Annotated in this window: 26 protein-coding genes; 16 read left to right on the forward strand and 10 right to left on the reverse strand. The window is 35.7% G+C overall.

The features are described 5' to 3' along the window. The first annotated feature begins 6 nt into the window (after positions 1-6). From C568_RS36590 to C568_RS0127130, 10 genes are all read left to right on the forward strand, one after another. Complete coding sequence (locus C568_RS36590) at positions 7-228, forward strand: IS3 family transposase (RefSeq protein WP_018782459.1); 222 nt, start codon at positions 7-9, stop codon at positions 226-228. Positions 229-406: 178 nt separating this feature from the next. Then, complete coding sequence (locus C568_RS0127090) at positions 407-1,216, forward strand: DUF368 domain-containing protein (RefSeq protein ID WP_018783318.1); 810 nt, start codon at positions 407-409, stop codon at positions 1,214-1,216. Between the two features lie 214 nt (positions 1,217-1,430). Continuing rightward, positions 1,431-2,156, forward strand: coding sequence for a (Fe-S)-binding protein (locus C568_RS0127095; RefSeq protein ID WP_003201880.1), 726 nt, complete (start codon positions 1,431-1,433; stop codon positions 2,154-2,156). A gap of 16 nt (positions 2,157-2,172) precedes the next feature. Next, positions 2,173-3,606 (forward strand): LutB/LldF family L-lactate oxidation iron-sulfur protein, encoded by a 1,434-nt coding sequence (locus C568_RS0127100; protein WP_018783319.1) that lies wholly within the window; start codon positions 2,173-2,175, stop codon positions 3,604-3,606. Beyond that, complete coding sequence (locus C568_RS0127105) at positions 3,587-4,288, forward strand: LutC/YkgG family protein (RefSeq protein ID WP_018783320.1); 702 nt, start codon at positions 3,587-3,589, stop codon at positions 4,286-4,288. The genes C568_RS0127100 and C568_RS0127105 overlap by 20 nt, the downstream gene beginning before the upstream one ends. Before the next feature lie 243 nt (positions 4,289-4,531). Continuing rightward, a complete protein-coding gene (locus tag C568_RS0127110) occupies positions 4,532-4,990 on the forward strand; it encodes an NUDIX hydrolase (RefSeq protein ID WP_001190078.1) in 459 nt (152 codons plus the stop codon). A 20-nt stretch (positions 4,991-5,010) separates the two neighbouring features. Beyond that, a complete protein-coding gene (gene rapZ, locus C568_RS0127115) occupies positions 5,011-5,892 on the forward strand; it encodes an RNase adapter RapZ (protein ID WP_003201889.1) in 882 nt (293 codons plus the stop codon). Between the two features lie 3 nt (positions 5,893-5,895). Beyond that, positions 5,896-6,849 (forward strand): gluconeogenesis factor YvcK family protein, encoded by a 954-nt coding sequence (locus tag C568_RS0127120; RefSeq protein WP_003201891.1) that lies wholly within the window; start codon positions 5,896-5,898, stop codon positions 6,847-6,849. A gap of 87 nt (positions 6,850-6,936) precedes the next feature. After that, positions 6,937-7,887, forward strand: coding sequence for a DNA-binding protein WhiA (gene whiA, locus C568_RS0127125; protein WP_003201892.1), 951 nt, complete (start codon positions 6,937-6,939; stop codon positions 7,885-7,887). 23 nt (positions 7,888-7,910) lie between these two features. Further along, positions 7,911-8,168, forward strand: coding sequence for an HPr family phosphocarrier protein (locus C568_RS0127130; RefSeq protein ID WP_006096515.1), 258 nt, complete (start codon positions 7,911-7,913; stop codon positions 8,166-8,168). A 93-nt stretch (positions 8,169-8,261) separates the two neighbouring features. Here C568_RS0127130 and C568_RS0127135 read toward each other — a convergent pair whose 3' ends face one another. The 4 genes from C568_RS0127135 to ric all read right to left on the reverse strand — a co-directional run bounded on the left by C568_RS0127135 (position 8,262) and on the right by ric (position 11,731). Continuing rightward, entirely contained in the window at positions 8,262-9,491 is a 1,230-nt protein-coding gene (locus C568_RS0127135) for a DUF438 domain-containing protein (protein WP_003201896.1), read from the reverse strand. A gap of 12 nt (positions 9,492-9,503) precedes the next feature. Then, positions 9,504-9,731, reverse strand: coding sequence for a DUF1858 domain-containing protein (locus tag C568_RS0127140; protein ID WP_018783321.1), 228 nt, complete (start codon positions 9,729-9,731; stop codon positions 9,504-9,506). 326 nt (positions 9,732-10,057) lie between these two features. Then, positions 10,058-10,744: a Crp/Fnr family transcriptional regulator gene (locus tag C568_RS0127145; RefSeq protein WP_003201900.1), complete on the reverse strand. Its 687-nt coding sequence runs from the start codon at positions 10,742-10,744 to the stop codon at positions 10,058-10,060. Between the two features lie 279 nt (positions 10,745-11,023). Then, positions 11,024-11,731: an iron-sulfur cluster repair di-iron protein gene (ric, locus tag C568_RS0127150; RefSeq protein WP_018783322.1), complete on the reverse strand. Its 708-nt coding sequence runs from the start codon at positions 11,729-11,731 to the stop codon at positions 11,024-11,026. 350 nt (positions 11,732-12,081) lie between these two features. On the opposite strand from ric, the gene C568_RS0127155 reads away from it, so the two are divergent. From C568_RS0127155 to C568_RS0127180, 6 genes are all read left to right on the forward strand, one after another. After that, on the forward strand, positions 12,082-12,804 hold the full coding sequence (locus C568_RS0127155; RefSeq protein WP_018783323.1) for a YwiC-like family protein: 723 nt from the start codon (positions 12,082-12,084) through the stop codon (positions 12,802-12,804). 164 nt (positions 12,805-12,968) lie between these two features. Continuing rightward, on the forward strand, positions 12,969-13,676 hold the full coding sequence (locus C568_RS0127160; protein ID WP_018783324.1) for a class I SAM-dependent methyltransferase: 708 nt from the start codon (positions 12,969-12,971) through the stop codon (positions 13,674-13,676). A 163-nt stretch (positions 13,677-13,839) separates the two neighbouring features. After that, on the forward strand, positions 13,840-15,075 hold the full coding sequence (locus C568_RS0127165; RefSeq protein ID WP_018783325.1) for an FprA family A-type flavoprotein: 1,236 nt from the start codon (positions 13,840-13,842) through the stop codon (positions 15,073-15,075). Between the two features lie 21 nt (positions 15,076-15,096). Continuing rightward, the gene (locus tag C568_RS0127170) at positions 15,097-16,317 is read left to right on the forward strand and encodes an NAD(P)/FAD-dependent oxidoreductase (RefSeq protein ID WP_018783326.1); all 1,221 of its coding nucleotides are present in this window, start codon (positions 15,097-15,099) and stop codon (positions 16,315-16,317) included. Positions 16,318-16,343: 26 nt separating this feature from the next. Next, complete coding sequence (rd, locus tag C568_RS0127175; RefSeq protein ID WP_018783327.1) at positions 16,344-16,508, forward strand: rubredoxin; 165 nt, start codon at positions 16,344-16,346, stop codon at positions 16,506-16,508. Between the two features lie 254 nt (positions 16,509-16,762). Next, the gene (locus tag C568_RS0127180; RefSeq protein ID WP_018783328.1) at positions 16,763-17,473 is read left to right on the forward strand and encodes a Crp/Fnr family transcriptional regulator; all 711 of its coding nucleotides are present in this window, start codon (positions 16,763-16,765) and stop codon (positions 17,471-17,473) included. Positions 17,474-17,799: 326 nt separating this feature from the next. On the opposite strand, the gene clpP is transcribed toward C568_RS0127180, so the two are convergent. The 6 genes from clpP to spoVAC all read right to left on the reverse strand — a co-directional run bounded on the left by clpP (position 17,800) and on the right by spoVAC (position 21,586). Further along, a complete protein-coding gene (gene clpP / locus C568_RS0127185; protein ID WP_001049163.1) occupies positions 17,800-18,381 on the reverse strand; it encodes an ATP-dependent Clp endopeptidase proteolytic subunit ClpP in 582 nt (193 codons plus the stop codon). 250 nt (positions 18,382-18,631) lie between these two features. Further along, the gene (locus C568_RS0127190) at positions 18,632-19,507 is read right to left on the reverse strand and encodes a DUF421 domain-containing protein (RefSeq protein ID WP_003201914.1); all 876 of its coding nucleotides are present in this window, start codon (positions 19,505-19,507) and stop codon (positions 18,632-18,634) included. Between the two features lie 20 nt (positions 19,508-19,527). Further along, a complete protein-coding gene (locus C568_RS0127195; RefSeq protein ID WP_018783329.1) occupies positions 19,528-19,734 on the reverse strand; it encodes a DUF1657 domain-containing protein in 207 nt (68 codons plus the stop codon). Between the two features lie 11 nt (positions 19,735-19,745). Next, positions 19,746-20,096 (reverse strand): stage V sporulation protein AE, encoded by a 351-nt coding sequence (gene spoVAE / locus C568_RS0127200; RefSeq protein WP_016112492.1) that lies wholly within the window; start codon positions 20,094-20,096, stop codon positions 19,746-19,748. Continuing rightward, positions 20,093-21,109 (reverse strand): stage V sporulation protein AD, encoded by a 1,017-nt coding sequence (gene spoVAD, locus C568_RS0127205; protein ID WP_003201920.1) that lies wholly within the window; start codon positions 21,107-21,109, stop codon positions 20,093-20,095. Before spoVAD ends, spoVAE begins: the two co-directional genes overlap by 4 nt. Beyond that, positions 21,110-21,586, reverse strand: a complete 477-nt coding sequence (gene spoVAC, locus C568_RS0127210; protein WP_003201921.1) for a stage V sporulation protein AC — start codon at positions 21,584-21,586, stop codon at positions 21,110-21,112. Positions 21,587-21,619 lie beyond the last annotated feature (33 nt).

Below are 21,619 nucleotides of genomic sequence, written 5' to 3' on the forward strand. Positions count from 1 at the left end.
TATCAGATGAAGGCTAGTATGTCTCGGAAGGGAAACTGTTGGGACAATGCTTGTATAGAAAACTTCTTCAGCCACTTTAAGTCAGAGTGTTTTCATTTATACTCTTTCCGTAAAGCTGATGAGGTTAAATTTGCCGTGCGCAAATATATACACTTTTATAATCACCAAAGATTTCAAAAGAAATTAAATAACCTGAGTCCATATAAATATAGAACTCAGGTTACTTAGTTGTGCTTTTTGAATACAGTCTACTTGACAGGGGTCACTTCATATAGAAGGTAGCTTTCTTTATTTTTCGTTTGGAATGTAAAATATTTGTCAAATTTCTCATGGAGCACACAAATGGTTATTGTTATACTAGAATTTACGAAAAAAATGATTATGGGAAATGAGGAGTTTATTCAGTATGGAATGGCGTAATATATATCGCGGTTTTTGTATGGGAGTTAGTGATTTAATTCCTGGTGTGAGCGGCGGGACAATTGCTGTTGTACTAGGGATTTATGAAAGGTTGCTTGCGGCAATTAGCGGATTCTTTAGTCGTGAATGGAAAAAACATTTAGGCTTTTTAATTCCGCTTGCTGCTGGTGTGGCGGTGGCACTTTTAACATTAAGTCATGTGATTAAGTATTTGCTGGAATATCATTATGAGCCAACACAGTTTTTCTTCCTTGGTTTAATTTTAAGTATTTTACCAATGTTAATGAAGGAAGCGAATGCAAAGGAAACATTTAAAGCAGGACATATTGTTATACTAATCGTTGCAGCGGCTCTTGTAGCTGTAACAGTATTCTTTAAGCCAGATAAAGCGGCAGATCCAATTACTACGTTAACAATTTTAAATACAATTGGGCTATTTTTGGCAGGATGGATGGCGAGTATGGCTATGCTACTTCCAGGGATTAGCGGATCATTTATTTTATTAATCATTGGTGTATATCCAACAGCGATTAATGCATTAACAGCATTAAACCTACCGCTAATTGCAGTCATTGGTGCAGGTGTTATGGTTGGATTTGTGGTGAGTAGTAAAGGGATTAGCTACTTATTAGCACATTTTAAAAGTGCAACATTCGCTGCAATTATCGGGCTTGTCATCGGATCGATTGCAGTAGTGTTTCCTGGGATTCCAGCCGGTGGTATGTCGATTGTAAGTTCTATTATTACGTTTATTTTAGGGTTTGCGATTGTATCGTATTTTAGTAAGAAAAAGTGATTGAGAGATGGCTCTCAATCACTTTTTTTGTTATTTGTATTTATATTTTTTGTATTTTTTACCAAGAATATACGAAAGCGATCGTTTTGGTGAAAAAGTTACTTGAGCTTACTTTTCTGCTTTATCTTGCCTCTTAACATTAGGTAGGAAAGTAAAACACCTGTAAAAGTACAATTCATGACGGGCTACTTTACTTTATTTGGGGGTGTCAAATATGAAAGTGTCAATATTTATCACTTGTGTTGCAGATGTTTTTTATCCAGAAGTAGGAAAAGATGTTGTGGAAATTCTTGAAGATTTAGGGTGTGAAGTTGATTTCCCTAAAGACCAAACCTGCTGCGGACAGCCTGCTTATAATAGCGGTTATCATAAAGAAACAAAAACAGCTGCAAAACATATGATTAAAGCTTTTGCTAATTCGGAATATGTTGTAGCGCCATCAGGATCTTGCGCTATGATGGTTCACGAGTTTTCTAGTTTATTTTCTGAAAGTGAAGCAGAGTGGAAGAAAAAAGCTACTGAACTTGCAAATAAAACGTATGAATTCACACAGTTTCTTGTTGAAGTATTAGGGAAAGAAGACTTAGGTGCGGAGCTTCATAAAAAAGCAACGGTTCATACATCTTGCCATATGAGCCGATTAATGGGGATTAAGGAACCGCCGCAAAAATTATTAAAATGTGTAAAGGGACTGGAAGTTGTTTCGTTACCGCATAATTATGATTGCTGTGGATTTGGGGGCACATTCTCAGTGAAAATGCCAGAAATCTCTGAGCAAATGGTCGATGAAAAAGTAAAGCATATTATGGAAACCGGTGCAGAACTGTTAATCGGGATGGATTGTAGCTGCTTAATGAATATAAAAGGACGTTTAACACGCAATGGTTATCCAATTGATGTAAAGCATATTGCTCAAGTATTAAATGAAGATCGAAAATAAGAGGGGGGATATAAAGATGGGAATGAAAATTGGGAATCATCCTTTTCATAAGCGTGCTGAAACAGGTATAGGGGATCAATTCATGAGACAGGCTGTCAGGAAAGCGCAAGATGGTCTTAGAGACAAGAAATTAAAAGCTACTGAGAGTCTTGGGAATTGGGAGGAATGGCGAGCTTTAGGGGAAGAAATTCGAAAGCATACATTAGAAAACCTTGATTATTATTTGTATCAACTGAGTGAAAATATTGAGAAAAATGGTGGTTTTGTTTATTTTGCAAAGACTGCAGAAGACGCAAGGGAATATGTAAAAGGGATTGTAAAAAAGAAAAACGCGAAAAAAATTGTGAAATCAAAATCTATGGTAACGGAAGAGATTAGTTTAAATGAAGCGATTGAAGAGGCTGGAGGAGAAGTGTTAGAAACGGACCTTGCCGAATTTATTCTGCAAGTGAACGACCACGATCCTCCATCACATATTGTTGTTCCGTGTCTTCATAAGGATAAAGAACACATTTGTGAAATATTTAAAACAAAGTTAGATTATACTGGAACATCTGATCCTACGGAAATGGCGAGGTTTGTAAGGGATTATTTGCGTGATGATTTTTTTACAGCGGATGTAGGGGTGACAGGATGTAACTTTGCTGTTGCAGAGTCTGGGTCTATTTCTATCGTGGCAAACGAAGGAAATGCAAGACTTACCACGACGCTTCCGAAAACGTTAATTACAGTTATGGGAATGGAACGTATTGTTCCAACATGGGAAGAGCTTGATGTATTAGTAACACTTCTATGCCGAAGTTCTGTAGGACAAAAGTTAACCAGTTATATTACAGGATTAACCGAGCCCGGTGGGACAGACGGACCTGAGGAATTTCATTTAGTCATTGTTGATAATGGTCGTTCTAATATTTTAGGAACAGAATTTCAAAGTATCCTTCAGTGCATTCGCTGTGCGGCATGTATTAATGTATGTCCCATATATCGGCATATCGGTGGACATGCGTATGGCTCCATTTATCCAGGACCGATTGGAGCTGTGTTGACACCACTTTTAGGAGGATATGATGAATATAAAGATTTACCTTATGCATCTAGCCTTTGTGGAGCTTGTACAGAAGCGTGTCCAGTGAAAATACCGTTACACGATTTGTTAATTAAACATCGCCGCCACATTGTAGAAGAAGCGAAACAATCACCTGTGGCTTGGAACGTTGCTATGAAAGGTTTTGAAAAAGCGGTGAATAGCTCCAGATTATTTTCTCTTGCTGCAAAGACCGCTCCGTATGCATTAAAGCCTCTTACAAAAGGGGACAAGATCGAGCGTGGAATCGGTCCGTTAAAAGCTTGGACGGATGCGAGAGATTTTCCAGTTCCAGAAAAACAACCGTTTAGAGATTGGTTTAAAAAACGTGAAAAGGAGAACGATAATGGCCATCCAAAATCGTGAGGAATTTTTATTCCAATTATCAGAAAAGCTTGGCAGAAAACGTCCGGAAGCAGTAAAAAAACCGAACTGGTCTTTTTCTCCGCAGTGGACTGTTTTTGACGGATTAACACAAGATGAACTTGTATTGAAATTAATAGAGCAATGCGAGGTAATCCATACACAAGTTAAGCGAACAACAAAGGCCAGGCTTGTTGAAACATTACAATCTTTTCTCACAGAATGGAATATTCAATCTGCTGTGTATTCTAATGATGAACGGTTTGAGGAATATGGTCTCAGTCAATTTTTAAGCAATGAAGGTACAATGCATTTTCGTAAGTGGGGCTTAGATCATAAAGAAGAGAACATAGAATTTGCGAAAGCTGCTGACCTTGGCATTACGTTCAGTGATATCGCTCTTGCTGAATCAGGAACCGTTGTTCTATTTAATGATGGATTAAAAGGAAGGCACGTTAGTCTTCTTCCTGAGTCATATATTGCAATTGTTCCTAAAAGTACGATTGTGCCAAGGTTAACCCAGGCTACAAAAGTCATTCACCATCAAAATAAAGCGGGAGACAAATTGCCAGCTTGTGTGAATTTCGTTTCTGGTCCGTCAAATAGTGCAGATATTGAAATGAATCTCGTCGTAGGTGTACATGGGCCAATCAGAACAGCGTATATTATTGTGGATGATCAATAAGGATTTACGTCTCCTTACCAAATAATGAGTTAAAGATTTGACTTGATCTTTGTATATTGCGTATAAGATATGCCAATTGTGAGGGATTCTATTTTGTAATCCAAAAGTGATGGGAATTAATTTCCATCGCTTTTTTGTTTCTTTAGGCCGGGAGCTCCTTCATTGTGACAAAGTGTTTTTGATAGTATAATGAAATGAGTATGTGATGAAGAAATTCATCATAAGTAGCTGAGGTGAAGAAACATGCAAAGAGTAACAAACTGTGTGTTAATCAAAGATAATGAAGTTCTCCTATTACAAAAACCTCGTCGGAACTGGTGGGTTGCACCGGGCGGGAAAATGGAACGCGGTGAAACAGTAAGAGATTCCGTTGTTCGCGAATATCGTGAAGAAACAGGTATTTATTTAAAGAACCCAGCGTTAAAGGGGGTCTTCACTTTTGTCATTCAAGAAGGTGATAAAGTTGTTTCTGAATGGATGATGTTCTCCTTTTTAGCGACAGATTTTGCAGGAGAAAACAAATTGGAAAGCGAAGAAGGCATCATTGGCTGGCATACATTTGATAAAATTGATGAGTTAGCAATGGCACCAGGAGATTATCACATTATTGATTATTTAATTAAAGGAAATGGAATAATCTACGGTACGTTTGTATATACACCAGATTTTGAATTACTTTCATATCGATTGGATCCGAGCTAAACCGTCAAGGAGGGGATACAATGACAGCGAATAATGATATTAAAATGGTAATTATTACAGGAATGTCCGGTGCAGGAAAAACAGTAGCTTTACAAAGTTTTGAAGATTTAGGATATTTTTGTGTAGATAACTTACCACCGATGTTATTGCCGAAGTTTGTTGAACTTATGGCAGACTCGAAAGGGAAAATGAATAAAGTGGCACTTGGTATTGATTTACGTGGCCGCGAATTTTTTGAACATTTATGGGGAGCGCTTGATGATTTATCAGAACGCACTTGGATCATTCCTCATATTTTATTTTTAGATGCGAAAGATAGCACGCTTGTAACGCGTTACAAAGAAACGAGACGTTCGCATCCGCTTGCGCCGACTGGTTTGCCGTTAAAAGGGATTGAGGCAGAGCGTGATTTATTAACAGACATGAAGGCAAGAGCTAATATTGTACTCGATACGTCTGAGTTAAAACCGAAAGAATTGCGCGAGAAAATTGTTCATCTGTTTTCAACAGAAAATGAGCAAGCGTTTCGTGTAAATGTGATGTCATTTGGATTTAAGTACGGTATTCCGATTGATGCTGATTTAGTATTTGATGTTCGTTTTTTACCAAATCCATATTATATTCCACAGATGAAGCCTTTAACAGGACTGGATGAAGAAGTTTCGTCATATGTGCTCAAATTTAATGAAACACATAAATTTTTAGAAAAGCTGACGGATCTCATTACTTTCATGCTTCCTCATTATAAAAGAGAAGGTAAGAGTCAACTTGTAATTGCAATTGGATGTACAGGTGGGCAACATCGTTCTGTTACGCTTGCAGAATACCTTGGAAAACATTTGAAACCAGAATATATCGTTCATGTATCTCATCGTGATGTGGAGAAGAGAAAGGGCCATTAGGGGATGAAAAAAGAGAGAAAACCTAAAATTGTCATCATGGGAGGAGGAACTGGACTATCTGTTTTATTAAGAGGATTGAAGAAATATCCTGTTGATATTACAGCGGTTGTTACAGTAGCTGATGATGGTGGCAGTTCAGGTAGATTGCGTGATGAGTTAGAAATTCCACCACCAGGCGACATTCGTAACGTACTTGTTGCGTTATCAGATGTAGAGCCGCTTGTGGAAGCTTTATTTCAACATCGTTTTACATCCGGAGAAGGTTTAACGGGTCATGCATTAGGTAATTTATTGCTAGCTGGGATGACGTCGATTACAGGAGACTTTTTCCATGCCATTACAGAAACGAGTAAAGTGTTAAATGTAAGAGGGCGTGTTTTACCAGCGGCCAACCAAAGTGTTGTGCTTCATGCAGAACTGGAAGATGGGCAAATTGTAACAGGCGAATCGAAAATCCCGTATTTTGGGAAAAAGATTAATCGTGTGTTTTTAACACCGGGTGATGTAGAACCACTGTCTGAGACATTGATGGAGATTCAGCGGGCTGATTTGCTTGTTTTTGGTCCTGGTAGTTTGTATACAAGTATCTTACCGAATTTAATCGTGAAAAAAATCGGGGACGCTGTTCTTACTGCAAAGGCGAAAAAGGTATATGTATGTAATGTCATGACACAAGCCGGTGAAACGATGGGGTATACAGCATTTGATCATGTGCAAGCTTTGCATGATCATCTTGGAGCACCTTTCATCGATACAGCGATTGTAAATAATCATGATATTCCTGCTGAATTACGTAAACTGTATGCAAAAGAGCTGTCTGAACCTGTTGTGGTTGATGAAGATCGTTTTGCTGAAAGTAAGATTCGTTTAATTCAAGATGAATTAGCAAAGTATGATGATCAAGTTGTAAGACATGATACATTAAAACTAGCTTCTATTTTATATTCGTTGTTATAAGCATGCGTTATCTCTTTATGAGATAACGCTACTCATTCATATAGGACAAAATTGTTGTTCCCAAATATCGTATAAGGAGGTGGGGCTGTGTCATTTGCATCAGAAACAAAGAAAGAGCTGACAAAGCTTGAGATGAAGGAGTGCTGTGAGAAAGCGGAGTTATCAGCATTGCTTCGAATGAACGGATCACTTTCTTTTTCAAACCGTCGTCTTTCGATTGATATTCAAACAGAAAATGCAGCAATTGCCAGAAGAATTTACACATTGCTGAAAAAAGGATATGACGTAACGGTAGAATTACTTGTTCGTAAAAAGATGCGACTTAAGAAAAATAATGTATATATCGTTCGGCTTGTTGAAAAATCACGTGAAATATTAGCGGATTTGCATATTGTAAGAGAAGACTTTTCATTTATTCGCAATATCTCACAGGAATTGATTGAAAAGAAATGCTGTAAACGATCGTATTTAAGAGGTGCATTTTTAGCAGGTGGTTCAGTAAATAACCCAGAAACATCATCTTATCACTTAGAGGTCTTTTCGCTATACAAGGAACATAATGATTCTATATGTGAACTGATGAACGGATTTGATTTAAATAGTAAGACGTTGGAAAGGCGTAAAGGGTATATTACGTATTTAAAAGAAGCGGAGAAAATTACGGAGTTCTTAAACATTATTGGTGCACATAATGCGTTGTTAAGATTCGAAGATATTCGTATTGTTCGTGATATGCGTAATTCGGTCAATCGTTTAGTGAATTGCGAAACAGCTAATTTAAATAAAACAATTGGTGCTGCTTTAAGGCAAATCGAAAATATTCGTTACATTGATGAGACGGTGGGACTGGATGTCTTGCCAGATAAACTGCGCGAGATTGCACAATTACGTATTAATTATCAAGATGTAACATTGAAAGAATTAGGCGAGATGGTATCTGGGGGAAAAATCAGTAAATCAGGTATCAATCATCGCTTGCGTAAAATCGATGAAATTGCAGAGAAATTACGCGCGGGGGAACCGGTAGCAAAAAAATAACGGTAAAGGGGAGAAATGGAGCTATGGTTCAAAAACAGGTTGAGGTTGCATTAAAAAACGGCTTGCAAGCACGTCCGGCTGCGTTGTTTGTACAAGAGGCGAATCGTTTTCATGCTGATATTTTCATTGAGAAAGATGGTAAAACAGTCAATGCGAAGAGCATAATGGGAATTATGAGCTTAGCGATTGGATCTGGCAGTAACGTAACGATTATAACAGAAGGGTCAGATGCAGAAGCTGCTTTAGAAGCGTTGGCTGCTTATGTGCAAAATAAACAGTAAAAGCTATCGCATGTAGCGATAGCTTTTTTACTGTGAATGGTCGATATGTTGTGTTGAATCGTTAATGAGTTTACTTTATCATTCTCATATAAATTATGAAAGAATCCGTTTTTCTCCTTGGAGCTCACGAATTGGTTGAATGTTTTGTGTGAATTCGACAGTTCCTATATATTTTCCATCTGCATTTCGCACTGCGAAGTAACGAATATATACATATTTATCTTGAAATTGAATCCAAAAATCTTCGCAATCTTTTTTTCCAGATTTGAAATCTTCTAAGAGCTTTTCAACGACATGAACGCTTTTTGGTGGATGACAGTTTTGCACTGTTCGACCAATGACAGCTTTCGTACGAGCAAAGATTCGTTCTTTTCCATGAGAGAAGTAACGCACAACATCATTTTCATCAATGAATGTAATATCAACAGGTAAGTGATTTAACATTAGTTCTAACTGTTTTAAAGATAATATACCTGTTTCAAAACGAATCAGGCCTTCGGATAGGGCTTCTTCTTTGATCATATTTCTTTCTGGTTTCCATGTACTTGTAGGACTTGTTAAGCAGTAGCCAATTTCATCACTTTCATGAGCGATTTTTAGCCATTCATCTTCTGTAAGAGTTTGAAGGGCCATCGGAAATAAAATATTTTCTTCTTTAAAAATCATTTCAGTTACGTCATGGATGACGAAGGAAACGCTGTCTAAGACTGATTTTTTATCTTGATTATAATTTACTAATTTTTGTTTTGCTTCTTTAATAGCAGCACGAATTCTGTCATCAACGCCCCACATAACTTGAGTTGGTCCATAAATGCCGTATTTCTCTAGATAAGGGAAAAGTAGATTTTCTTTCCGGCTATAATGTTTATCAACATCGATTAATAAATTTAAGTCTTCTATTAGTTTATAAATATTTTCTTCGCTATCTTCTTTTTCAAAACGTTCATAGTGAAGTTGAAGTTTGAAATTCACAAGTAGATCGATTTCTTTGTTTTCCATTTTAAATGTATGAATGGGATGGCCTGGTTGCTCTTCTTGTTTATTAGATTGATGAATTTCTTCAATGGATCCTTTAAAAACAGCTGTATGAACGGAGCATAAGCGTTGGACTTCTTCAACTGGAATTCCTTCTTCTTCCATAAGTGCCTGTTCGAGCTTTGAAATTTCTGCTACGGTAATATTTCCGATCGCTTCTTGAAACTGAGCTGTTACATCTTCAATATTTTTTCCGTTATGAAGATCTTTAATAATAGTCTTTAAGACTGTTTGTCGTTCAGAGTTATTTATACTTTCTTGTTCCCTGTTATTAATGATTTCGCTCATAAGAATTCTCCTCTACTCGTTAATGTGAAATCCATTATTTTTAAAACTTTCCTTTACTGTATCAAGTGAAATTCCTTTCATTCGGCATCCGTTTGGAATTGTCATTATACGGCCGGCTGTTTGAAGCATATTAGGTTTCGTTATATTTTCAAAGCCAAGATCTTTTAAAAGAGGGATGATCTCAGGGTATTGGGTAGTTAAATCATAAACAGTTTGATGAAAATCAATTAACTTTGTCATTATTCTCACCTCGAAAACAAATGATAGTAATTTTCAATTACAATGTAACATAAAGGTAGGGATAGAATTGTGAGTCAAATCACACATTCTTTCTTTTTAACAAGTTTGTCACTTTTGCTTTTATCTTACTATTCTCAATTAGTAACATTGCGATATTAAGATTTAAAGGGAAAAAGGAAGTTAGAGCAGAGTGCACAGTCTTGTAAAAAGCTGTCATGAAGGATCGCCATCAGTGGAGGATGGAGAGCCTCCACTGATGGGAGTATCACTAATGAAAGGGTGATGACTTCGAATAGAATATTGATTTAGGACAGCTTGGGATCAGATTATATAATTTCATTTTCCAATTTGTTTAGATCGATAAGGAAATGACCATCTCCATCCGTAGCAATTAGTTCATTTTTTCTTAAGTAAGTAATGGTTCGGCTCATAGTTTCTCTTGATGTTCCAATCATGTTGGCGAGCTCTCGGTTCGTAAAATGGGTTGTTATTTTATATTTTTCATCTATCTGTACACCATTTGACTTACATAGGCGTAGCAGTAGCATAATAATTCTCGCATATGTGTCATGAAGAATTTGTTCTTCTAATCTATTTTGAAGATCTACGATTTTCTCTCCAAGAACTCTAAATAATTTAATACATAATTCAGGGTACTTAATTAAAATCATCTCAAAATCAACGATAGGAATGACAATTAATTGGGCATCTTCAAGAATTTCAGCATGAGCAGGAAATGAACCTTTTCGAAAGAAGCCAGAGTGAGGAAACATTTCTCCATCTTGAAGTATAGAAACAATTTGTTCTTTGCCAGATGTATCTGTTTTTTGAATTTTCACTTTGCCAGAGTGAATAAAAAATACTCGGTCAAGTGTATCACCCTGCATAAATACAAATGATTTTGCTTTATACATTCGCATTCGTGAAATTTCCACAATGGGTTGAATTTCTTCTTCTGAAAGTTCTTTAAAGAGGGAAACGCCCTGTAAGTGTTTTTTTATTATTTCTGACATGTATTCATCACTCCTAACATCATCCAAAAGATAGTGCTTTTCTTATTAATGTATCCTAAATAGAAAAATGAAGCAGTGATAAAAATCATACTTTTGGTGAAGGTGAGATGAATTCCAAAAACAAAATTGGAACTTGTAAGATTTGTGAAAAATAAGAGAGGAAGATGGAGGTATACGCTTTTCATGAATGCAGATGTCGGCCTGTTAATGCGGGATAAAACGGGATTAATTGAAAAGAGGTCGTTATTCCTCTTTTCAATTATCCTGTTTTCTTCTTATTTAAGCTTGTGCAATTGCACGTGGAAATAAAACGTTATTTTCTAAATGTATATGCTCGAATAAATCAGATTCAAGAGCTTCAAGTCGTTGATAGACAAGACGATAAGTGCCACAAGCGCCTACTGGAGGAGTAAAGTCATTTGTAACTTTACGAAGTTCTTTAATAATATCACCAGCGTGGTTGTGTTCATTTTCTAATTCATCTACTACTTTGCGTAATTTCATATAATTTTCATCAGTTGGATTTTGTTCAAATGCTAAAATCAAAGAGAAATCTTCTGTTTCTTCTTTAATTAAATGTTGCTCTAATTCTGTTTTTAATTCATGGAATAGCTTATGAATTTGAGCTAAATGTGGTTGTCCTGCTCCATGAACGCGTAATACTTTTGTTACGTAGGGGCTTAACAACGGTAATTCTTCATTCAAATAGCGATGATGTTTATTCACAATATAATCGATTAATTCACTATACGAAGCTGTTTTCCAATCAATTTCAGATTCGTTTAATTGTTTTGTTTCATGATAGAGCGTATTTAACTTTGTTAAAATTTCTTCTGAGGATAAATTTCTTTCATTAATAGCATCGATAATGGGTCTATTACCACCACAGCAAAAATCTATTCTATATGATTTGAAAAGGTCACTTGCCTTTGGAAATTGTGTAACAATATCACCAATAACGGAATCTTTGGTAAAAATATGTTTCATATGAATACCTCCATAAAGTTTAAATGTTTGATCTGGGTTAAGAATATCGATAATTTAGCGTTCATGTGGTGATATAAATCACTTATAATGAGTGAATTTTATCATTAGTGATTTTTATATAAATTTAAAATTGCAAAGAAAAAATAATGCAGTGATTTTACTCACAGTATCCTTTTTGAACATGGCTTATCTTTAATGAAAGAGGATATAGGGAATCTATTTTATATAAATATTGATCTCGATCCTTTTGTTTGATTCAGTAGCAAAGCATTATAAAAACATTTGAAATATTTTTGTATGTAGCACGTATGACATTATTGATCAAAACTTTGGGGGAGAGTGTCGAAAGAATGAAGTTAATTATTCCAAAGCAGCATGGAGCATGGGGAATGTTACTTATTCCATTTATTTTGGGCGTTTTAATTGGTAAAGGGACGTGGTACCATATTCCGCTTTTTTTTGCATGGTTATTCGTATACTTAGCTACGTATCCTTTACTAATGTATGTAAAGCAACCAAGGAAGAAGTATTACCTATATTATTTCTTTCTTTATTTTAGTGTGGCCTGTGTGTTCGCGATTGTTGCTCTTATATATGAATGGCGTATTTTATTGTTCTCCATTGTTATGCTTCCATGCTTTTTCATAAATATTTATTATTCACGTCAAAAAAACGAACGAGCTTTGTTAAATGATATATTTGCTATTATTTTGTTTTGTATAGGTGGAATAATTAGTTATTATTTCACAATGAAAACAGTTGATGAGAAAGCATGTGTAATTGCAGTGATATCATTTTTATATTTTATGGGAAGTACGTTTTATGTAAAATCAATGATTCGTGAGAAAAAGAATCCAATGTATCGTTTGGTTTCGTGGGGTTACCATTCTTTACTCATGATTATTACTTTAATTGTATCACCGTGGTTTAGCATTATCTTTATACCAAGCTTAGTACGATCCATAATATTTTATGGTAGAAATATTTCAATTTTAAAATTGGGTATTTTAGAGATTGTAAATTCGATTTACTTTTTTATTACAGCAATGCTGTTAGCCAAAGCCTTACTGTAATAATTTCTCATAATTATTAAAATAAGTTGGTGATGGTTCAGTAATATTTTGATAAGGGAACTGATTCAAATAACTTTTTTACATTTCATATATATTATCCTGCTATTTGCGGGTAGTAATTGATTGTGATTTGAATGCTAGATACTGAAAGGGCTGTATAAATAATGACTTTCTATCAAATGTTAACACCATATTATGATGAAATTTTTCCTGCAAATGAGAAACAAATAAATTTTATAGTCTCTTATTTACAAAAAGGTAGGTCTATACTGGATGTAGGCGCAGGAACGGGTAATGTAGCCCAAGCACTAATTGAAAAGGGGTTTGCCGTTACTGCGATGGAACCAGAGGAAGCGCTGGCTGCAAAAATTCGGAAGAAAGCTGCAGTTTACGAAGGGATATTTAGTGTAAATACATTTGGGATGCAACAAATTGAAAATGTGCCTGGAGTATTTGATGGTATTTATTGTATTGGAAATACACTGGCTCATTTGGATAATAAGAAAGAAATCTTTAATTTTATCTGTGGCGCTTATGAAAAATTAAAAGCAAACGGAAAACTAATGATTCAAATTGTAAATTATGAAAAAGTATTAGATGAAAATAATTTACAATTTCCGGTGCTAGAGAAGAAACATTTCTCGTTTAAGCGTAATTATACGCTAGAAGGAGAAAAAGTATTATTTACTGCAATATTGAATGTAGATGATAAAGAATTATCAAATAGTATTTCGTTATATCCTATTACGAAAAAGGAATTACTGCCTATGTTAAAAGAATCTGGTTTTCGGACTATAGAAACTTTCGGTAATTTTGAGAAAGAGGCTTATTTACCTAATAAATCAGCATTAGTGCTTGTAGCTACAAAATAAATACGTTATTCAAGATGCCTTAGTGAAGGAGACCTTTCCCATTCGCTAAGGTGTTTTTTTATTTAGTTTTGCAAAATGTGATTCCAGTCATCTTTTTATCTTAGGAAAATTTTTATAATACAGTTGTTGTTAACAGATACCATTTGGAAGGCAGTGAAACAATATGGATAGAGAAGTGAAGCTAACAGAAGATATATATTGGGTTGGAAAGATTGATGATAGGGAAGTACCGTTTCATCGTTTGATTTTAGCAAAAGGAACAACTTATAATGCGTATCTTTTAAAAACTGAAAAACCAACAGTGATTGATACAGTTGATCTAGAGTTTGGAAGAGAATTTGTAGAATGTTTAAGTAAATTAATTGATCCACAAGAAATTCAATATATCGTAGTAAATCATACAGAGCCAGATCATTCAGGTGGCTTGGCAGCATTAGCCTCAAAGGCTACAAAAGCTACAATTGTATGCACAGAAATTGCAGTACCTGAGTTGCAGGAAATGTACAAATTGCATCACAGAAATTTCTTAGTCGTCAAAGATGGAGATACATTAGATATTGGTGGAAAAACGTTGAAATTTAAAGAAACCCCATATCTTCATACAGAAGAAACAATGATCACGTATTGTATCGAGGATAAAATTTTATTCCCATGTGATATTTTCAGTACTCATGTAGCGAATTATGAATTCTTTAACGATGAAGTGAATGAAGATATTACGGAAGATTTCATAGGCTACTATAATGCGATCATTCATCCACATAGAAGATATGTTAGAACGTTAATGGAAGCATTGAAAGACTTAGATGTTCAAATGATTGCTCCGTCTCATGGGTACATTTTACGCCAAGATGTTCAAAAATATATCGATTTATATGTAGAAATGAGTAAAGATACAACACAAGGTAAAAGAGTAACAATTGTATATGCAACCATTAAAAACAACACGAAAAAAATCGCGAATATCATTAAAGAAACATTCGAGGCAGATAATATTAAAGTAACAGTATTTAATGCTGATAAATCGGATAAAGCTCAGATTCTAGAAAGTATTCAAGAAGCAGATGCAGTCTTCATCGGATCGTCAACTAAATACGCAGATATGATTGGAAACTTAGAAGAAATTTTAATAGAAATGAAGGAAATGAACTTAGAAGGGAAAATTGCAGCTGCATTCGGATCATATGGTTGGAGTGGTGAAGCAATTGAGGTAGTACAAGATTACCTAAGTGAAACAAACATGAATGTACAAAGTACATCAAATGTTATTAAATCTACAGGTATGACTCATGTTGAATTTCCTATTCGTATAAGATTCTCTCCAAAGAGTGAAGAAAAAACACAACAAATCAAACATGCAACAACATTTGTTACAGACTTATTATTAAGCTCTATTTAATAGAAAAACGTAGGTGAAGACATGGGAAAGACTTTTGTTATTATCGGAAGCGGAGTAGCTGCTGTAAATGCTGCAAAAACAGTTAGAGATCATGATAAGGATTCAAATATATTCATTTTTGGTGAAGAACCATCTTTACCATATAACAGAATTAAGCTATCAAAAGAGCTATACTCAGATTTGCATAGCGAAAAAGTTGTAATCAAAAAAGAAAAGTGGTATCAAAATAATGATATATCAGTTTTCACAAATACAAAGGTAGTAAAAATTGATACAGAACAGCAACATATTGTTACAGCAAATAATGAGAAAATTGCTTATTATAAACTATTAATTTGTACAGGTGCAAATAATAAGAAGTTACAAATAGATGGAATAAATAAAAAAAATGTCTTTACTATTAGAGACATGCATGACGCGGATAACTTTAAAACATGTTTAGAAGGTAAAAAGAGTATTGTAAACATTGGTGGAGGCGTACAAGGATTGGAGACAGCTTGGTCTATCGTGAAAGCTGGTAAAAAAGTAGCTATTGTAGAAGTTACTGATAAATTAATGGGAAGACAATTAGATGAAAAAACGTCTCTTTTATTAAAACAAAAAATTGAAAGTGCAGGTGTACAGGTATATGTAAACACTACTATTGATTCTATTCTTGGAGAAGAAGTAGTAACTGGAATTAAAGTGAATGGTGATCAACGAATTGTTTGTGATAGTGTTGTATATTCAATTGGAATCACTCCTAACATTTCAATAGTGAATCATACTCCTATCCACATAAATAGAGGTATTGTTGTCAATGAGAAGATGGAAACGAGTGTAGAATCTGTATATGCTGCTGGGGATGTAGCAGAGGTAGATGGTGAAATTGACGGTCTATGGGGACGAGCAATGGATCAAGGGAAAATTGCAGGAAGTAACATGGCTTCTATTCCTGCTACTTACAAGAAAGCAATTCCAGTTACAATCTTTAATGCGTTTGATATATCTTTATTCTCAATTGGATGTATTGATGAAAAACAATGTGATACAACAATTGTTGAAGAGGATGGTAAAGAGAAATATACAAGGTTGTTTATTAAAGATAATAAAATAGTAGGTGTTATCTCATTAGGAGGAGTAGTTGCATCTATCCCATACAAATCCGCTATTGAAAAACAAGTATCATTGAAAGAGATTGATATGAAAAATATGAATATAAGTGAAATAATGAGCAAGGTAAAAGAGAAACTACAATCTTAATATTGTAATAGAAAGAAGGCATTATAATGAAAAAATATATTTGTTTACCATGTGGTTATATTTATGATCCAGAAATTGGAGATCCGGATGAAAATATAGAACCAGGAACAAGTTTTGGAGATTTACCAGAAGGTTGGGTGTGTCCGGTATGTGGAGAAGATACTGAACATTTTGCGCCAGTAGAAGAATAGTACAAAAAGTAACGAGAAGATTATTTAATCTCTCGTTACTTTTTTATAAGGAAAGAGTTTTTAAGTGATTGGGGTCACACGTGAGGACTTTAGGAAAAGCTATAATAATGTAGATACGATTAAAATTCAGCAAAAGTAGAGAAGTAAGGCTAGAGATAAGCTGTCTGTAAAAGCCCGGAATAATCATTGGAGGATAAAGAGGATTCTTGTTGATTAAAGTTACGCTTAATATATGTAAAACTAGGTGAGATAATATGAAAGAAAATGATTATCATAAAAATGTGTTGAAGCCTTGTCCGAGAAAAGTTCTTATTTTTCAGTCCTTATCTGACGAAGAAATTTTAAAGATAGCTTCAATGACAAAACATAAGCAATTTAAAAAGGGACAACCATTAATTCATGAAGGGGAGAAGTCAGATACATTATTTATTATTAATCAGGGGCAAGTAAAGCTATCCAAATTAACTCTTCAAGGGAAAGAGCAAATTTTGCATATTTTAACAAGTGGTGAATGTTTTTGTGAACTAAATATATTTAATTGTGATGAGAAGAGTAATTTTAGTGCATATGCTATAGAAGATACAAAAATTTGTATGTTAACAAAAGCTGATATGGATAGTATTATGGAACGAAATCCTGGTATTGCATTAAAATTGTTAAAAACAGTTACAAAACGGTTAGCACATACGGAGAATTTAGCACACAATCTTGCAACAAATGATCCGGAAGTTAGAATTGCTTATATACTTCTAGAGTTTTGTGAAATGTATGGTAAAGATACTGATGAGGGGATACTTATAAACTTACCATTAACACGAGAAGAAATGGCAAATTATATCGGAATGACAAGAGAAACAATTAGTCGTAAATTAAGTAAATTTGAAGAGTTAGGATTTATGACATCAATTGGAAATAAGCAGATTATAGTTGAAAATAAGTTGGCTTTTAGAGAATATATCGAGTAAATGGGTAGGGATATTAAACTAAAAGCAATGTTATGGAGACTACACATAATATTGAATTCCTTTCTACTTTTGGAAACATATTGCTCTTAATCTGTTCTTTCGTAGAATTAGCCACTACTTTATAAGAAAAAAGCTATCGCATGTACGATAGCTTTTTTTTGTGAAGCGGCTCTTTTGAACGAGCCACTTCCGCTTTTAGTGATATCCAGCTCCAGCGGCTAAAACAGTCGGTCGTTTCACCCCTTCATTCGAGGCAAAAAGCGCCTCGGAATCAGGGATTCCAACGCCCTCCTGTTCTAAACGAGCCGCTTCCGCTTTTAAGTATATTAACGATTTGTAAAGATTTTATCGATTAAGCCGTATTCTAGTGCTCTTTCTGCTGTCATGAAGTTGTCGCGGTCTGTGTCGCGTTGTAGAACTTCTAATGGTTGACCTGTGCGATCAGCAAGAATTTGGTTTAATTTTTCACGTAAGAATAGGATACGTTTTGCAGCGATTTCGATTTCAGTCGCTTGACCTTGTGCTCCGCCAAGTGGTTGGTGAATCATTACTTCACTGTTTGGAAGTGCATAACGTTTTCCTTTTTCACCTGCTGCAAGTAGGAAAGCACCCATAGATGCTGCCATACCGATACAAATTGTTGATACTTGTGGTTTAATAAACTGCATTGTATCGTAAATTGCCATACCTGCTGTGATAGAACCGCCAGGACTGTTGATGTAGATGTGAATATCTTTTTCTGGATCCTGAGATTCCAAGAATAAAAGCTGGGAAACGATTGAGTTTGCTACGTTGTCATCAATTGCGCTACCAAGCATAATGATGCGGTCTTTTAATAGTCGAGAGTAAATATCGTAAGCGCGTTCTCCACGATTTGTTTGTTCAATTACTGTAGGAATTAAATTCATCTGTTATTTCCTCCTTTGAAAGCTTTCTTAGTCTTATAATACAATTATGGTCAATAAAGGTCAAACGAAACCACTTTAAATCAAAAAAATATGTAGTTGTATCATGATTTATTCGCTATGTTTTTGGAATTCCCTGCTTATGTATCTTCAACATCATAACCGAATTATATAAATTTAAACGTAATAGGAGAAGTATAGTATTCGCAAAAAACAAAAGAACGCCTTTTTCGTAGAAGCGTCCTTTTGTTTCCTATTCTTTTAAGAGGTAGGTTACTTTATTTAAAACATGTTCGATTTGTTTTGCATTTTTGCTATACATTTGACTTGCTGATTTCGATTTTGTTTCTAAAGAAAATAATTCAAGATCAGCATGACATTTTTTTAAAGAAGCTAATAGCAATGGCTTATTTTGAGGCGAAGGCATTTGGATTTTGTCATTATAGATGTCGACAGTAAGTTGTCCGTAAGAGTCGACTTGTCCAAGAAAGACATTTTCTATTACAACTCCAATCTTCTCTAACTCCATGTGAAGCCAAGCGCGATTATGACCGCTAGCTGAAAGTGGTTCATCTAGTACATTGCCATCCATAATTACTGTATGTGTTTCCTTTTCGTTCGGCACTTTTAGTCCGATGTCTTTTGCGGTTAGTGGTTGTCTATCCTTTTTCAATAAGACGTTTAATTCGCCATTTGGCTCTAATACAGCAAATTCAACATCAGCTATGTTGAATACATCTTTTTTACGAAGGAGTTCGAGTAATTCATCGCTTGTATATTTTTCCTTTTTCAAATTATCTTCGAGTACTTTTCCATCTTTTATAAAAACAGTAGATTTTCCCTCAAAGAAGTCTCTTACTGTTTTGTTTTTTAAAGAAGCAAGTCCAGCGAAAAAAGGTACGATCGCAAAAACAAGTATACTGGAAACACCGTGGAAAAAGTTTTGTTCTAGCCCAGTCGATACTTCAGCAGCGATATCACCAATTGTCATACCGGCTATGTATTCGAAAAAAGAAAGCTGAGAGATTTGTCTTTTTCCAAGCCATTTTGTGATAGCGAATAAAATAATCAAGATACATAAAGAACGTATAATGACAAGTGGCCATTCTGGTATGTGAATGTGAGGCATATAAATTCCCTCCAGTTTGCCTAAAATCCTTTATATTGTGGTTCTTCCCGTTCTAACATCGAAATTCTGTTCTTTAAATCAGCGATAACACTATCCATTTCTAACATACATTCATGGAAAACGCGTTTTGCTTCTTCGTCAGCCGCGTCTTGTGAAAGGGTACTTAAACTTGCTTGTGCACCTTTTAAACTAGCGAGACATGTTTTTATACTAGCAACAACAGTCATGGGAACACCTCTTATCCTTTTGGTTTAAATAGTAATGCGCCGATAAATCCGAATATAATGGCTGCGGAGATACCAGCACTTGTTACTTTAAACATACCTGTTATAACGCCGACGATCCCGTGCTTTGCCGCTTCTGCCATTGCTCCATGAACAAGGGCGTTTCCGAAACTTGTAATCGGAACGGTTGCCCCAGCTCCGGCAAAATCGATTAGTGGTTCATATAAATTAAATCCATCTAATATAGCACCAGCAACAACGAGTGTTGCCATTGTGTGAGCGGGCGTGAGCTTACCGACATCAAACATAAGCTGCCCGATTACGCAGATGAGTCCACCGATGACAAAAGCCCAGAAAAATATCATTGTTCTACACCTCCAAATTCAATCGATACGGCATGGGCGATGCACGGAATGGTTTCTTCTTGTTGAAATGTAAGAGGAGACAATAAAGCGCCGGTCGCTACGACAAGCATCCTTTTGAACTCACCCTTCTTCATTCGGTTTAATAAATGTCCGTATACGACTGTTGCTGAACAACCTGCCCCGCTTCCACCAGCTAATACGGGTTGGCCTTCCCGATAAATGAGCAATCCACAATCTTGAAATTGCTCGCTCTTTACTTTTGTTCCGTGCTTATGCAGTAAATCATAGGAAATTTCACGTCCGACATGACCTAGGTCGCCCGTTACGATTAAATCATAGTGAGATGCATCAATTTGCATATCGCGTAAATGTGCTTCGATTGTATCGACAGCAGCTGGAGCCATCGCGCCTCCCATGTTAAAGGGGTCAGTTAAGCCCATATCAACAATCCGTCCAATTGTTGCGGATGTCACACGCGGTCCATCTCCTGTACTACTTAAAAGCGCTGCACCAGCACCAGTTACGGTCCATTGAGCGGTAGGTGGTTTTTGACCGCCGTATTCAGTTGGATAGCGGAATTGTTTTTCCACGGCTGTATTATGACTTGATGAACCTGTTAATAAATATTTTGCACCTTTTGCATTTACAATGCTTGCACCGAGAGCAAGGCCTTCCATAGAAGTAGAGCAAGCACCAAATAATCCAAGATAAGGAGTGCCAAGTGTACGACAAGCAAAGCTTGAAGGTGTAATTTGGTTAATTAAGTCTCCGGCGAGTACAAATTGAATATCTTCTTTACGAAGTCTTGCTTTTTCCGTTGCACGGCTACAAGCTTCTTCAAATAAAATTTTATGCGCCTTTTCATAAGAATCTTGTCCGAGCCATAAATCTTCATGAAGAGTATCAAAGTCTTCAGGGATTTTTCCTTTTGCTTCAAATGGCCCACCGACTACACCTGTTGAGATGATAACTGGTTTATTTTCAAATACCCATGTTCGGTGTCCTTGTAACATTTACAAGCCTCCCCATTGAACAAGAATGGTTTTAATAAGAGCGATTACGAAAGCAGAAAATACACCAAATAAAATAACGGATCCTGCTAATTTAAACATGTTGCCACCTACCCCAAGGACAAAGCCTTCCGTTCGGTGTTCGATGCATGCGGCGATAACAGAATTGCCAAAACCAGTAACCGGTACGGCTGTACCAGCGCCAGCAAATTGTCCAAGACGGTCATACACACCGAATCCAGTTAGCAACATAGAGATGAAAATGAGTGTCGCTACTGTTGGGTTTCCTGCAGACCTTTCAGTGAAATCGAAATAGGTGATATAAAAGGTAGAGATGAGTTGGCCGATAAAACAGATAAGACCGCCAACAAAAAAAGCTTTTATACAATTTTTTAAAACAGGCCGTTTCGGTTCGCGCTGTTGTGCAAATTTTTTATATTCCTGTTGTACAGGTGTTAAATTTTTGTCTTTACTGGACATTTGGATCCTTCCTTTTCTTTTAGAAAACGTACA

It is taken from the genome of Bacillus sp. 95MFCvi2.1 (assembly GCF_000374965.1).
Classification (GTDB): Bacteria; Bacillota; Bacilli; order Bacillales; family Bacillaceae_G; genus Bacillus_A; species Bacillus_A pseudomycoides.